Origin of the sequence: Stenotrophomonas nitritireducens (genome assembly GCF_050984405.1) — a bacterium.
In the GTDB taxonomy this organism is placed as follows: Bacteria; Pseudomonadota; Gammaproteobacteria; order Xanthomonadales; family Xanthomonadaceae; genus Stenotrophomonas; species Stenotrophomonas nitritireducens_B.
The window spans coordinates 23925-36833 of sequence record NZ_CP158790.1; the positions used below are offsets into that span (position 1 = coordinate 23925).

Genomic DNA, 12909 nt, shown 5'->3' on the forward strand with positions numbered 1-12909 from the left:
CCAAGTCTGTGGGCGCGCCATGGATGACACAAATGTATTGTCATCATCCCATCCATCTGCTTGAGTGATGGCATGTTCACCCTGCGCCAGCTGGAATTCGTCGTCGCCGTGGCCGAGGAAGGCGGCTTTACCGCCGCCGCGGCGCGCTGCCACACCGTGCAGTCGGCGTTGAGCCACCAGGTGGCGCGGCTGGAGGACGCCTTCGGCGCGCGCCTGTTCGAGCGCGGGCACCGGCAGGTGCGCCCCACCGCGGCCGGCGAGGTGTTCCTGCGCAACGCCCGCCTCACCCTGCAGGCCGCCGCCCGCCTGCAGGAAGAAATGGCGCTGGCGCTGGGCACGGTGCGCGGGCGCATCCGCATCGGCCAGATCACCGCGCTCAGCGTGGTCGACGTGCCCGCCCTGCTGGCCCGTTTCCGCGCCGCGCACCCGGCCGTGGACGTGCACCTGCGCGTGGGCATGAGCGAGGAACTGCTGGCCGAACTGGCCGAAGGCCGGCTCGACGTGGCCCTGGTCGGCGTCGGCCCGCAGGTGCCGCTGCCGGCGCAGCACCGCCTGCTGGACGAAGAAGGCCTGTCGCTGCTGCTGCCTCCCGGGCATGCGCTGGCGGCCATGGAACGGGTGCCGCTGCAGGCGCTGCACGGCGCGCCGCTGGCCGCGCTGGTGCCCGGCGCCGGCGTGCGGCGGATGATGGACGACGCCCTGCTCGAACGCGGCGTCGCGCCGCAGCTGCAGTACGAGGTCAGCCATGGCGAACTGCTGCGGCAGCTGGTGGCCGCCGGGCTCGCGGTGGCGGCGATGCCGGACAGCATGGCCATGCGCATGCAGGGCGTCGCCGTGCGCCCGCTGGCCGAGCCATTCCGCTTCCGCACCTGCGCCGTGTGGCGCGCCGATCCCACGCCCGCCGCGCGCGCGCTGCTCGACCTGCTGCCGGCCGCGGCCACGCACGGGGCGTCCATCGAACCTGCTAAGGTGCGCCGCAAACCAAGGAACCCACGTGGCCGGCCATAACCAGTTCGCGCTGCTCGGACAGCGCCGCTTCCTGCCGTTCTTCGTCGTCCAGGCGCTGGGCGCCTTCAACGACAACGTGTACCGCCAGGCCATCATCGGCCTGCTGTTCTTCCTCGGCGTCAGCACGAAGGAGCGCAGCATCTACGCCATGCTCGCCCCGGCGATCTTCATCCTGCCCTACTTCCTGTTCTCGGCGCTGGCCGGGCAGTTCGCCGAGAAACTCGAGAAGCAGCGGCTGATCGTCATCACCACCACGATGGAAATCGTGATCATGTCGCTGGCCGCGCTGGGCTTCCTCACCCAGAGCATGCCAGTGCTGCTGGTGGCGCTGTTCTGCACCGGGCTGCAGTCCACCCTGTTCGGGCCGGTGAAGTATTCGGTGCTGCCGTCCATCCTCAAGCCGGAGGAACTGACCGGCGGCAACGGCCTGGTCGAGATGGGCACCTCCCTCTCCATCCTCGGCGGCATGATCGCCGGCGGCATGATCTTCACCCTGGCCGGCAGCCAGGGCCCCGTCGTCGCCTCGGTGGCGGTGATCGCGCTGGCGCTGGCCGGCAACCTCGCCGCGCGGCTGATCCCGAAGGTGGACGCCGGCGCGCCGGAGCTGAAGATCAACTGGAACCCGCTGTCCGAATCGCTGGCCGTGCTGCGCATGGCCAGGAAGCAGAAGGCGGTGCGCAACGCGGTGCTGGGCGTGTCCTGGTTCTGGTTCGTCGGCACCATCCTGACCTCGCAGCTGCCGACCTACGCCGAGATCAACCTTGGCGGCGGCTCGACCCTGTACATCTTCGCGCTGGCGCTGTTCTCGGTGGGCACCGGCACCGGCTCGCTGCTGTGCGAGAAGCTGTCCGGGCGCACCGTCGAGATCGGCCTGGTGCCGCTGGGCGCGTTCGGCATGAGCGCGTTCCTGTTCGACCTGTACTTCGCCCGCACCGGCGCGGTGACCGTGAGCGGGCTGGATGTGGCCGGCTTCCTGGGCCAGCCCGGCAGCGTGCGCATCGTCGTCGACCTGCTCGGCATCGGCCTGTTCACCGGCCTGTTCGTGGTGCCGCTGTTCGCGCTGATCCAGAGCCGCACGCCGAAATCGGAGATGTCGCGCGTGTTCGCCGCGCTGAACATCCAGAATTCCGGCTTCATCGTGCTGGCGGCGATGGCCGGCCTGCTCACCCAGAGCATGCTGGGCTGGAGCGTGCCGCAGCTGTTCCTGGCGCTGGCCATCGCCAACGTGCTGGTGGCCGCCTGGATCTTCAGCATCGTGCCCGAGTTCCTGATGCGCTTCCTGAGCTGGCTGATGGTGCGCACGCTGTACCGCCTGCGCCCGGCCGGCATCGAACAGCACGTGCCCGACGAAGGCGCGGCGCTGCTGGTCTGCAACCACGTCAGCTACATGGACGCGCTGATCCTGTCGGCAGTGGTGCCGCGCCCGGTGCGCTTCGTCATGTACTACCGGATCTTCAACATCCCGGTGATGCGCTGGATCTTCCGCACCGCCAAGGCCATCCCCATCGCCAGCCCGAAGGAGGACGCGGAGCTGATGCAGCGCGCGTTCGACGCGATCGACGCCGCACTGGCGGAAGGCGAGCTGGTATGCATCTTTCCCGAAGGCGCGCTGACCCGCGACGGCGCCATCGCCCCGTTCCGCTCGGGCGTTGAGAAGATCCTCGCCCGGCGCCCGGTGCCGGTGGTGCCGCTGGCGCTGAAGGGCATGTGGGCCAGCATGTGGAGCCGGCGCGACACGCGGCTGGGGCGGATGCGGGTACCGCGCCGCTTCCGCGCCCACGTCGAGGTGGTCGCAGGCCCGGCGGTCGACGGCGCGGCGACCGACGCGGCCGCGCTGGAGGCCCGGGTCCGCGCGCTGCGCGGCGATGACGCCTGAACCTGCTTTACCGCCTGCCAGGCAACTCGCTACGCTAGCCACCCGACGCGGCTGCAGGGAACGCGCGGCACCCGCCGATACCGAGGAAACATGGACATCCCACCGCCCCCTCCCGCCACTCCACCGCCGCAGCAGGTGCACCACTACTACCACCCGCAGAAGTCCGGCGGCGTGGCGGCCCTGCTGGAAGTGCTGCCTGGCCTGTTCCTGCAGACCTTCGGCATCGGCCACATGTACGCAGGCAATGTCGGTACCGGCCTGGTCATCATGTTCGGCTACTGGGCGCTGACCTTCGTCAACGTCCTGCTGTGTTTCGTCTTCATCGGCTTCATCACCTGGCCGCTGTGCTGGGTCGCGGCCATGATCCTCTCGTCGCTGACCGCGGCGAACGCCTGCAAGTCACGCTGATTTTTCAACAAGGAGTTTCCAGTGAACACCAGTAGTCCCGTCGTTTCCAACAACCTCGTCTGGGCGATCCTGTCCACCGTGCTGTGCTGCCTGCCGCTGGGCATCGTGTCGATCATCCATGCGGCCAAGGTCAACGGCCTGCTGGCCGCCGGCGATGTCGCCGGCGCCCGCGACGCCGCCGACAAGGCCAAGAAGTGGGCCATCTGGTCGGTGGTGGCCTGGGCGGTGATGGTCGTGCTGTACCTGGTCTTCTTCTTCGTGCTCGGCATCGGCGGCGCGATGAGCGGCGGTTCGAGCTACTGAGGTCCGCGCGGGCCGGTCGCCGTGGCGGCCGGCCCGCTGCTTCGTTTCCATGAAGTTCCCGCAGCGACTGTTCCGTTATGCGCCCCTGGCCGCCATGGGCACCGTGGGCCTGGGGGCGATGGTCGTACTGCGTCGCATCGACCCCAACCAACCGGGCAGTCCGCTTCCGCCCTGCCCCTTCCGGGCGCTGACCGGCCTCTGGTGCCCCGGCTGCGGCAGTACCCGCTGCCTGCACGCCCTGGTCCACCTGGACCTGTCCCAGGCCATGGCGATGAATCCCCTGCTGGTGCTGTCGATGGCGCCCATGCTGGTGATGGCGCTGCATGGCGCCGGCCTGTTGCCGGCGAAGCTGCAGCCGCTGGTCCGGCTGTTCGCGCGGCCGACGGCGTGGATGGTCGCGATCGTGGCCTATTGGCTTGCCCGCAACCTGCCCTGGTATCCGTTCAACTGGCTGGCGCCAGGCTGAAAGCCACACCCGGCGGCAACACTCCCCCACGCGGCGCGATCACCTCGTAGATGCGGGGTTTGCCCCGCATGAAGCTCTCCCGGTGAAGCCCCGTGCCGGGCAAGCCCGGCACCTGCAACGCCGCGCTCATCCAACCCAACCGGCGATGATCAGCAGCGCCAGCAGCGCCATCCACAGCAGCAGCATGCGCCAGACCATGCTCATCGCATCGCGCAGCTCGGGATGGCGCTCGGCATGCGGCACCAGGCCGGCCTCGCGCGCATCGGCCGCGTCCTCGGCCAGCTCCATGCCCACGCCGGCGCGCGCGGCCTCGCCGAGGAATGCCAGGTCCAGCGCCCAGCGGTTGCCGCCGGCACGGCGCCAGGCCGAGAACACCGTATCGAAATTGCCGACCAGCGCCATCGACAGCGTCATCAGCTGCGCCACCGGCCATTCCAGCAGGGCCAGCGCCCAGGCGCCGCCCTCGCGGCTGGCCGCAGCCACGGCGTCCGCCTGCGGCCCCTGCACGGCCTGCGCCAGCAGCCGATACAGCACCACGCCCAGCGGCCCCAGCAGCAGGAACCAGAACAGCGGCGCGAACCAGCGCCGCAGGCCGTTGAGCAGGGTCGCATCGACCAGCGTGGGCGCATCGGCGCGCAGGCTGCCGCCCGCGGCCTGCAGGTGGGCGACCGCCTCGTCGTGGCTGGCCGCGTCGTCGGCGTCGATCACCGCTTCGACGTCGCGGTCCAGGTCGCGCGGGCCCCAGCACAGCGCCAGCACCGCGATCCCGAACAGCAGCGCCGGCAATCCATACAGGCGCCCGGCCAGCAGCCATTGCACGGCCGCGACCAGCAGCACGACCGGGGCGATGGCCAGCACCAGCCCGAAGCGGCCGGCCGCCACCTCGCCCCCGTGCGCCCGCAGCCAACCCAGCCAGCGCCCGAACCAGCGCCAGTCGCGCAGGGCCGCCATCGGCGCGGGCGCCAGATGGCCAAGGACCAGCGCCGCGATCACCGCTACCAAGGTCGTGAACATGCGATTCCTCCGGCCCAGGATTGTAGGGCCCGTCCTGCCCGCGCAGGCGTGCATGCGAACCCGGCGGCACGCGCCCTCATGGCCGCTGGCGCCGGTACCAGTCCTCGATCAGCGTGCGCGCGATCGAGATGCGCGGCGACAGCAGGATGCCCTGGCCGTCGTCGTCCGCATCCCGCCGCAACGCCGCGCCCACCTCGTCGGCATCGAACCAGCGCGCGTCCTCCAGCTCGCCGTCCACCTGCGGCATGTCGCCATGCGCGGTGGCGCGGAAACCGACCATCAGCGCGCCCGGGAAGGGCCAGGGCTGCGTGCCGAGGTACTCGGCCTGGATCACCCGCACCCGGGTTTCCTCGAACACCTCGCGCGCCACGGTCTGCTCGAAGGTTTCGCCCGGTTCGACGAAGCCGGCCAGCACCGACCAGCGCCGCGGCGCCCAGTTGGACTGGCGTCCCAGCAGCAGGCGGCCGTCGTGCTCGACCGCGACGATGACCGCCGGGTCCACGCGCGGGTAATGCTCGGTGCCGCATCGCCCGCAGCGGCCGATGAAGCCGCCGCGGGCGAAGGCGACGGCGCCGCCGCAGACCCCGCAGAAGCGGTTGCGCGAATGCCAGTACGACATGCCGCGCGCATAACAGAACACGCCTGCCACCTCGGCCGGCCATTCGGCCGCGGCGCGGCGCAGGTCGAGCCGGCCCGGCGCCCGCGCGGTGACCGTCGCCGCTTCCACCACGAACCAGGCGCGCTCCTGCTGCATGCCCAGGAAGATGGCCGCGCCCGGCCCTCCGCCGAGTTCGCGGCCGCTGGTCAGGAACGGTTGGCCGGAAGCGTCGGCGAAGGCGGTGCCATCGGCGTCGAGCACCAGCACGCGAGCATCGGTCCACAGCCGCGCCAGCGCGTCGGCGTCGTCGCGCAGCGCATCGGCGCGATCCAGCGCGGCGCCGGCAAAGGCGTGTCCGGGCAGGGAAGGGTCGGAAACAGGCATCGTCGGGAGCCTACCGGCAAACACCCGCGGCGAGAAGTTCCGATCGCCGCGCCGCGACCAAGCCGGCCGGCGACGCGGGCGATAGCCGGCAGGCCGGCGCCCGCCAATCAGACGGCGAAACTGCTGCCGCAGCCGCAGGTGGTGCGGGCGTTGGGGTTGCGGATGACGAACTGGGCGCCGGTCAGGCTTTCGGTGTAATCCACCTCGGCGCCCATCAGGTACTGCAGGCTCAGCGGATCGACCAGCAGGGTCACGCCATCGGTCACCACCGCCAGGTCGTCCTCGGCGCGGTTCTCGTCGAACTCGAAGCCGTACTGGAAGCCCGAGCAGCCGCCGCCCTGGATGTAGACGCGCAGGGCCAGGGCATCATTGCCCTCGTCGCGGATCAGCTCGCTCACCTTGGCCGCTGCGGCCGCGGTGAAGTTGAGCGGGCGATCGAGGGACTGGTAGTCGGGGGCGGCCGTCGCGCCGGGCAGGGAAACGAGCGTACTCATGCGCCCAGCATGGGGACGGCCGCGCGCCGATTCAAGCCTCCGCCGCTTCAGCCTTCTCCTGTACCGCCACCGCTTCGGGCGACGGCAGCGCAGCCATCGCCGCGGCGTGCACCAGGCGGCCGTTGAGCTGGGCGCCGGCGCCCATCTCCACCACCTGGTAGTGGACGTTGCCGTTGACCCGGGCGGTCGGCGTCAGCTCGATGCGCTCGCCGGCGTGGACATCGCCGTCCATGCGCCCGCTGAGCACCACCACCGAGGCCCGCACCTCGCCCTCGATATGCCCCTGCTCGGCCAGGGTCAGCACCGCCTTGGCGCCGTCCTCGGCGATCACCCGGCCCTCGATGCGTCCTTCCACATAGAGACCCCCGCTGAACACCACGTCGCCACGGATCACCACCTGCGGCCCGATCAGCGCGTCCACCACCAGGTGGCTGTCGCGGCTGGACTTGTTCTTGAACATGCCTACTCCCCTCTGCCGTTGCCGGCGAGCTTCCAATCGAATGTCTGTGTCGCGCTCCCCCCGGGCCCGGCCAGCGAGACTCGCACACGCTGCGGGGTGAAATCCTTGGGCAGCATCACGCTGCCGTCCAGGCGCTGGAAATACCGGAACGAATACGCCTGCCCGGCCACGTCCCGGCGCTGGTGCAGTTCGTCCCAGGTCACGGTGGCCAGCTTGCCGTCCTTCACGCCTTCCACCGAGAAGCGCATCTGCCCCTGGCTGATCGCGCCGCGGTTCAGGTTCTGGGTCAGCACCACGCTGTAATGCCAGCTGCCGGCCGCTTCGGCCGAGAACTCCACCGAGTGCGCATTCAGCCCCTTGCGCTGGCTGGTGGCGCCCACCAGCCGCTCGTAGAACGCCACGTCCGCGCGCAGGCCGGCGATCTCCTCGTCGCGTTCGGCCAGCGATGCCTGCACTTCGGTGTTGGCGGCGCGGCTGATCCTGTCCGACGCTTCCAGCGTCGCCTGCCGCTGCCGCAGTTCCTCGATCTGCGCGCGCTGCGCGGCGATCTCGCGTTCGCCCTGGCGCAGGCGCTCGCGCAGTCCGCCGGCGTCCGGCGATGCGTAGCGGGCGGCCAGCCAGCCGACCAGCAGCAGCGACAGCAGCCAGGCGGCGGCAAGCAGGGCCAGCCGCGTCCAGGCCGGCCGCTGCGACGCCCCCCGCAGGGTGATCTGGAAACGCGACGGAGATCGGTTGCTCATGGCGAGGCCGGTGCCGGGTCCTGCGCGGGGCGGCACCTTCGCTCCGGTTGAAACGGTCCGGCAGTGTAAACGACTCCCGTCGCGGCCCGCCCGGATCTGGCAATCGCCCGGGGCATGGTCGATAGTTGCGATCCTGCTCACAGTTCCCGCGGGAGCCCGCGACCATGACCGAAGCCCACGTATTCGTCATCGGCATCCTGCTGGCCTGGCTGGCCGGCATCCGCGTGTACCTGACCGTGTTCGGCGTCGGCCTGGCCGGCGTGCTGGGCTGGGTCGACCTGCCACCGGCGCTGCAGGCCACGCAGTCGTGGTGGGTGCTGGGCACCTCGGCCGCGCTGGCGGCCGCCGAATTCTTCGCCGACAAGATCCCGGGCGTGGATTCGATCTGGGACCTGCTGCAGACCCTGGCGCGGGTGCCCGCCGGCGCTTTCCTGGCGGCGGCGACGTTCTCGCAGGACGGCCAGCTCGGCACCGGCGCGCTCGCCGCCGGCGCCGGCGTGGCGCTGGCCAGCCACGGCCTGAAGGCCGGCACCCGCGCCCTGCTCAACACCTCGCCGGAGCCGGCCAGCAACTGGGCGGCCTCGGTAGCCGAGGACGGTGTGGTCATCGCCGGCCTCGCCCTGGCGCTGGCCCATCCCTGGCTGGCGCTGGTCTTCGTGCTGGGCGCTAGCCTGCTCGGCGCGCTGATGGTGTGGCTGGTGTGGCGCGCGCTCTGGCGCGGGATGAAGCGCCTGTTCGCCGCCCCGCCGCGGCCGGTCGACACCCCCGCCGCGACCCGGGACCATTCGCTGCCGCCGACGCCTTGACCGCATAATCCACGGGATACGGGGAGCACCGATGGCAAGCAACGACACACCCACCTCCTCCGCCCGCCTGTCGCGCGCGGAGGTCCCGCCGGCGGACTACTGGCAGCGCTGGAGCGTGGAGAACGCCCCGCCGGCCGAAGCGGTGCGGGCGCATATCGCCCCGCCGGCCGCCAGCGCCGCGACCGCGCCCGACGCGGGCCAGCCCGCCGCCGACGAAGCGCCCTACCGCGTGCTGATCGTCGAGGACGACCGCTCGCAGGCGCTGTTCGCGCAGAGCGTGCTGCATGGCGCGGGCATGCAGGCCATCGTGCAGATGGACGCCGAGGGCGTGCAGCAGGCCATCGCCGAACACCGTCCCGACCTGATCCTGATGGACCTGCACATGCCCGGGCTCGACGGCATGCGCCTGACCGCGCTGATCCGCCAGAACCCGCAGCAGCAACTGCTGCCGATCGTGTTCCTGACCGGCGACCCCGATCCCGAACGCCAGTTCGAAGTGCTCGACAGCGGCGCCGACGACTTCCTGACCAAACCCATCCGCCCGCGCCACCTGGTCGCGGCGGTGGCCAACCGCATCCGCCGCTCGCGGCAGCAGTCGCACGGTGCGGGGGCCGGCCCGGCGCTGAACAATCCCGAGACCGGCCTGCCGACGCGGCACAACCTGATGCTGCAGCTGGACGCGGCGCTGGCCGCGTCCGAGCGCGGTGGCCTGATGTTCATCGAGATCGCCAGCGCGCTGGGCCTGCGCGAACGCTACGGCTATGCCGCCTTCGAACGGCTGATGATGCAGGCCGGCCGGCGCCTGGCCGAAGCCGGCCGCCCCCATCTGCTGGCGCGGCTGAACGACAACAGCTTCCTGCTGCTGGCCCGCGGCCTGGACGAGAACGCGGTCGACGCGCTCGCCCGCTCGGTGCGCCAGGCGCTGTCAGCGCACCCGTTCCTGGTGCGCGAGGACGAATCGCTGCACCTGCGCTGCGCCATCGGCCACGCCCGCCTGTCGCAGGGCTTCGAGGACGCCGGCACCGCGCTGGAGGCGGTCGAGCGCACCGCCCTGCAGGCGCGCCTGCTCAGCGACGGCGTGGCCGCCTTCCAGTGCGATACCGATGCCGCGGCGCAGGAGCACCTCGCGCTGCTGGAAGGCCACATCGAGCTGGCCTACCAGCCGATCGTGGCCGTCGCCGGCAGCGACACCGCGCAGTACCAGGTGCTGCTGCGCCTGCGCCGCAACGACGGCACCCTGCTCTCCGCCGGCCAGGTGATCCCGGCGGCCGAGGCGGCCGGACGCATCGGCGACCTGGACCAGCAGGTGCTCGACCACGCGCTGGGCCTGCTGCACCGCTACCAGCACGCCGCGCCGCCGATGCGCCTGTTCGTCTCGCAGTCGCTGCGCACCCTCGCCCGCGAGGCGTTCGCCGACTGGCTGCTCAAGGGAATCGCGGACCGGCGCATCGCCGGCAGCGCGCTGGTGATCGACGTGCGCCTGGCCGACGCGCTGGTGCACGCGGTGACGCTGCAGCAGTTCTGCGAGAAGCTGATGCCGGCCGGCGTGCAGTTCTGCCTCAGCCAGTTCGAACCCGGCGACGAAGCCAATGCGCTGATGACCCAGCTGCCGCTGGGCTTCGTGCGCATGGCCGGGCGTTTCGCCGGCAGCCACGGCAGCCAGGCGCTGCGCGACGAACTGCGCGGGGCGATCGATGCCGCGCACCGCGCCGGGCTGCAGATCATCGGCCAGCAGATCGAGGACCCTCAGGCCGCCGCCGCGATGTGGATGAGCGGCGTGGATTTCATCCAGGGCAACGTGGTGCAGTCGGTGGGCAGCGAGCTGGATTTCGATTTCCAGAACACGGTGCTCTGACATGCGCGCGGCGAACCGCTGGGCGATGGCGTCGGCGATGCTCGCGGTGGCCGCCGGCGCGGCGTCCTGGCTTCCGCCGCCGGCACCGGCGCAGTCCGTCGTCACCGCCCTGGCGGGCCTGGCCTGCCTGTGCGGCCTGCTGGCGGCGCTGGCGGCGCGCGCGCTGGCCGATACGTCCGAGGCGTTCGCGCAGCGCTCCCGCGACAACGAACGCGAACTGCAGCGCCTGCGCCAGGAGCAGCAGCGCCATGTCCAGCTGGAGCAGCAGATGCTGCAGGCCAAGCAGGACGCCGAAGCGGCGATGCTGGCCAAGGGCGAGTTCCTGGCCACCATGAGCCACGAGATCCGCACGCCGCTCAACGGCATCATCCCGATGCTGGAGATGGTCGCGCAGGGCCCGCTGGCGGCGGAGCAGCGCGAAATGCTCAACACCGCCAGCGAAAGCTCGCGCGCGCTGTTCCGCATCGTCGACGACATCCTCGACTACTCCAAGCTCGAAGCGCAGCGGCTGGAGCTGGAGATCACCACCTTCAACCTGCGCGAGCTGCTCGACTCGCTGCTGCAGCTGATGCAGCGTTCGGCCGAGCACAAGGGGCTGGACATCGGCCTGGTGCTGGACCCGGCCGTGCGCCTGGCGGTGCGCGGCGATCCGGTGCGCCTGCGGCAGATCCTCAGCAACCTGGTGGTCAACGCGATCAAGTTCACCGAGCGCGGCGGCATCCAGGTGCACGTGCGGCGGCTGGGCGAAACCAACGCTCAGCACCTGCTGCGTTTCGAGGTCCGCGACACCGGCATCGGCATCGACGCCGTGCAGCAGGAACGCCTGTTCAGCGCCTTCACCCAGGCCGATGCCTCCACCACCCGGCTGTACGGCGGTACCGGCCTGGGGCTGGCGATCTGCAAGCGCATCATCGACCTGATGCACGGCAAGATCGGCCTGGACTCGGTGCCAGGCCAGGGGTCGACATTCTGGTTCGAGATCCCGCTGCTGAAGGTGATCGGCGACCTGCGCGCGCCGGCGCACGGCAGCCAGCCGCGCGTACTGCTGGTCACCACCGACCCGCGCCTGCGGCAGCGTCTGGAGCTCGTCCTGCCGAACGGGGGATTCGAAGTACGCACCGTGGATACCGTGCAGGAAGCGCTCGACCGGTTGCGTGCCGGCGGCGGCCCATCGCACTGGCATGCCGTGATCGGCGACCTGCAGTCGCTGCGCCTCGGCGCCGCGGCGCTGCAGCGCGCCAGCGGCGACCACCGGCTGGTCTGGCTGCACGACGACGCGCCGCTGCCCGCCGACCTGCACCAGGGCGCGACCGTGGTATCGCGGCAGGCGTCGGAAGCGGAGCTGCGCGCCGCGCTGTCGGCCGCGGCCACGCCGTCGCCTGCGACGCCCCCCGCACCGCCCGCCGCGCTGGCCGCGCCGCCCGGTACGACCGCGCGGGAGCCCGGCGCGGGCCTGGCCGGCGCACGCGTGCTGCTGGTCGAGGACAACCCGGTCAACCTGCTGGTCGCGCAGAAACTGCTGGCCGCCATCGGCTGCACGATCGACACCGCGGTCAACGGCGAGCTCGCGCTGGAGAAGCTGCATGCCGGGACCTACCAGGCCGTGCTGATGGATTGCCAGATGCCGGTGCTGGACGGCTACGCCGCCACCCGCCGCTGGCGCGGGCACGAAGCGGCCACGGGCGCCGCGCGCCTGCCCATCATCGCCATGACCGCCAACGCCATGGCCGGCGACCGCCAGCGCTGCCTCGACGCCGGCATGGACGACTACCTGTCCAAGCCCATCTCGCGCGAGGGCCTGCAGGCCTGCCTGCTGCGCTGGTGCGAGCCGCTGGCCCAAGTGGGCACCACGCCGGCGGCGCCCGCGCCTTCCGCGGTCGAGGAGGCCCCGGCGTCTGCCGCGCAGTCCACCGCCCTGCCCGTGCTCGACCGCGAGGTGCTGGACGAACTGCGCGAGATCGCCGGTCCCGAAACCGCCACCATCATCGACGTGTTCCTCGACGACACCACCCCGCTCGTGCGCCAGTTGCAGGAGGCCGCGGTCGTGCCCGACCTGGAGCAGCTGCGCGAACTGGCGCACAGCCTCAAATCGGCCAGCGCCAACGTCGGCGCCCTTGCCCTGTCGGCGGCGGCGCGGCGCGTCGAGCTCGCCGCGCGCGCGGGCAAGCTCGAACGCCCGGCGGTGATGGTCGCCCTGATCATCGCCGAGTTCGCCCGCGCGCGGCTGGCGTTGATCGGCTACCAGTCGGACATGCGCGGCGAGCAGGCGATGCGGGCCTGAGCGGCCTCGTTCTTTTCATGCAGGCCGCGGACGGCGCGGCGCGCAGGCTCATCCGCGGAAAGATGTGCGGCCGTTGCGCCCGGCGCGTAATGCCATCCCACCGGCACGATGCGAGCGGTGGGCAACAGCAGGCCGCCTTTCGGCGGCCACTCGAACCATTTGTACGACGCGCGCATGAATCCGCCGCGGCGCCATAGGCAGATACCGGGACGCGGA

General features: G+C 71.3%; 13 protein-coding genes. 8 read left to right on the forward strand and 5 right to left on the reverse strand.

Annotated features, from left to right (window positions below; genetic code table 11):
• Nucleotides 1-72: 72 nt before the first annotated feature.
• From ABTV91_RS00080 to ABTV91_RS00100, 5 genes are all read left to right on the forward strand, one after another.
• Entirely contained in the window at nt 73-1008 is a 936-nt protein-coding gene (locus ABTV91_RS00080) for a LysR family transcriptional regulator (RefSeq protein WP_433852626.1), read from the forward strand.
• Nucleotides 995-2884: an MFS transporter gene (locus tag ABTV91_RS00085; RefSeq protein ID WP_433852627.1), complete on the forward strand. Its 1890-nt coding sequence runs from the start codon at nt 995-997 to the stop codon at nt 2882-2884. Before ABTV91_RS00080 ends, ABTV91_RS00085 begins: the two co-directional genes overlap by 14 nt.
• A gap of 90 nt (nt 2885-2974) precedes the next feature.
• A complete protein-coding gene (locus tag ABTV91_RS00090) occupies nt 2975-3292 on the forward strand; it encodes a hypothetical protein (protein WP_433852628.1) in 318 nt (105 codons plus the stop codon).
• A gap of 21 nt (nt 3293-3313) precedes the next feature.
• Nucleotides 3314-3595: a CD225/dispanin family protein gene (locus tag ABTV91_RS00095; RefSeq protein WP_433852629.1), complete on the forward strand. Its 282-nt coding sequence runs from the start codon at nt 3314-3316 to the stop codon at nt 3593-3595.
• 94 nt (nt 3596-3689) lie between these two features.
• Entirely contained in the window at nt 3690-4061 is a 372-nt protein-coding gene (locus ABTV91_RS00100) for a DUF2752 domain-containing protein (protein WP_433854221.1), read from the forward strand.
• A gap of 126 nt (nt 4062-4187) precedes the next feature.
• Here the strand turns inward: ABTV91_RS00100 and ampE are convergent, their stop codons facing one another.
• From ampE to ABTV91_RS00125, 5 genes are all read right to left on the reverse strand, one after another.
• On the reverse strand, nt 4188-5075 hold the full coding sequence (gene ampE / locus ABTV91_RS00105) for a regulatory signaling modulator protein AmpE (RefSeq protein WP_433852630.1): 888 nt from the start codon (nt 5073-5075) through the stop codon (nt 4188-4190).
• Nucleotides 5076-5151: 76 nt separating this feature from the next.
• Nucleotides 5152-6057 (reverse strand): NAD(+) diphosphatase, encoded by a 906-nt coding sequence (gene nudC / locus ABTV91_RS00110; RefSeq protein ID WP_433852631.1) that lies wholly within the window; start codon nt 6055-6057, stop codon nt 5152-5154.
• 107 nt (nt 6058-6164) lie between these two features.
• The gene (erpA, locus tag ABTV91_RS00115; protein WP_055766328.1) at nt 6165-6551 is read right to left on the reverse strand and encodes an iron-sulfur cluster insertion protein ErpA; all 387 of its coding nucleotides are present in this window, start codon (nt 6549-6551) and stop codon (nt 6165-6167) included.
• A gap of 31 nt (nt 6552-6582) precedes the next feature.
• On the reverse strand, nt 6583-7011 hold the full coding sequence (locus tag ABTV91_RS00120) for a bactofilin family protein (RefSeq protein ID WP_433852632.1): 429 nt from the start codon (nt 7009-7011) through the stop codon (nt 6583-6585).
• A gap of 2 nt (nt 7012-7013) precedes the next feature.
• Nucleotides 7014-7751 carry a DUF6776 family protein gene (locus tag ABTV91_RS00125; RefSeq protein WP_433852633.1) on the reverse strand — a complete coding sequence of 246 codons (738 nt, stop codon included), beginning with the start codon at nt 7749-7751 and terminating at the stop codon, nt 7014-7016.
• 164 nt (nt 7752-7915) lie between these two features.
• Between ABTV91_RS00125 and ABTV91_RS00130 the strand changes: the two genes are divergently transcribed.
• The 3 genes from ABTV91_RS00130 to ABTV91_RS00140 are packed head-to-tail and all read left to right on the forward strand — an operon-like array spanning nt 7916 to nt 12693.
• The gene (locus ABTV91_RS00130; RefSeq protein ID WP_433852634.1) at nt 7916-8557 is read left to right on the forward strand and encodes a DUF4126 domain-containing protein; all 642 of its coding nucleotides are present in this window, start codon (nt 7916-7918) and stop codon (nt 8555-8557) included.
• A gap of 31 nt (nt 8558-8588) precedes the next feature.
• Nucleotides 8589-10412, forward strand: coding sequence for an EAL domain-containing protein (locus ABTV91_RS00135; protein WP_433852635.1), 1824 nt, complete (start codon nt 8589-8591; stop codon nt 10410-10412).
• A 1-nt stretch (nt 10413) separates the two neighbouring features.
• Entirely contained in the window at nt 10414-12693 is a 2280-nt protein-coding gene (locus ABTV91_RS00140) for an ATP-binding protein (protein WP_433852636.1), read from the forward strand.
• Nucleotides 12694-12909: the final 216 nt, after the last annotated feature.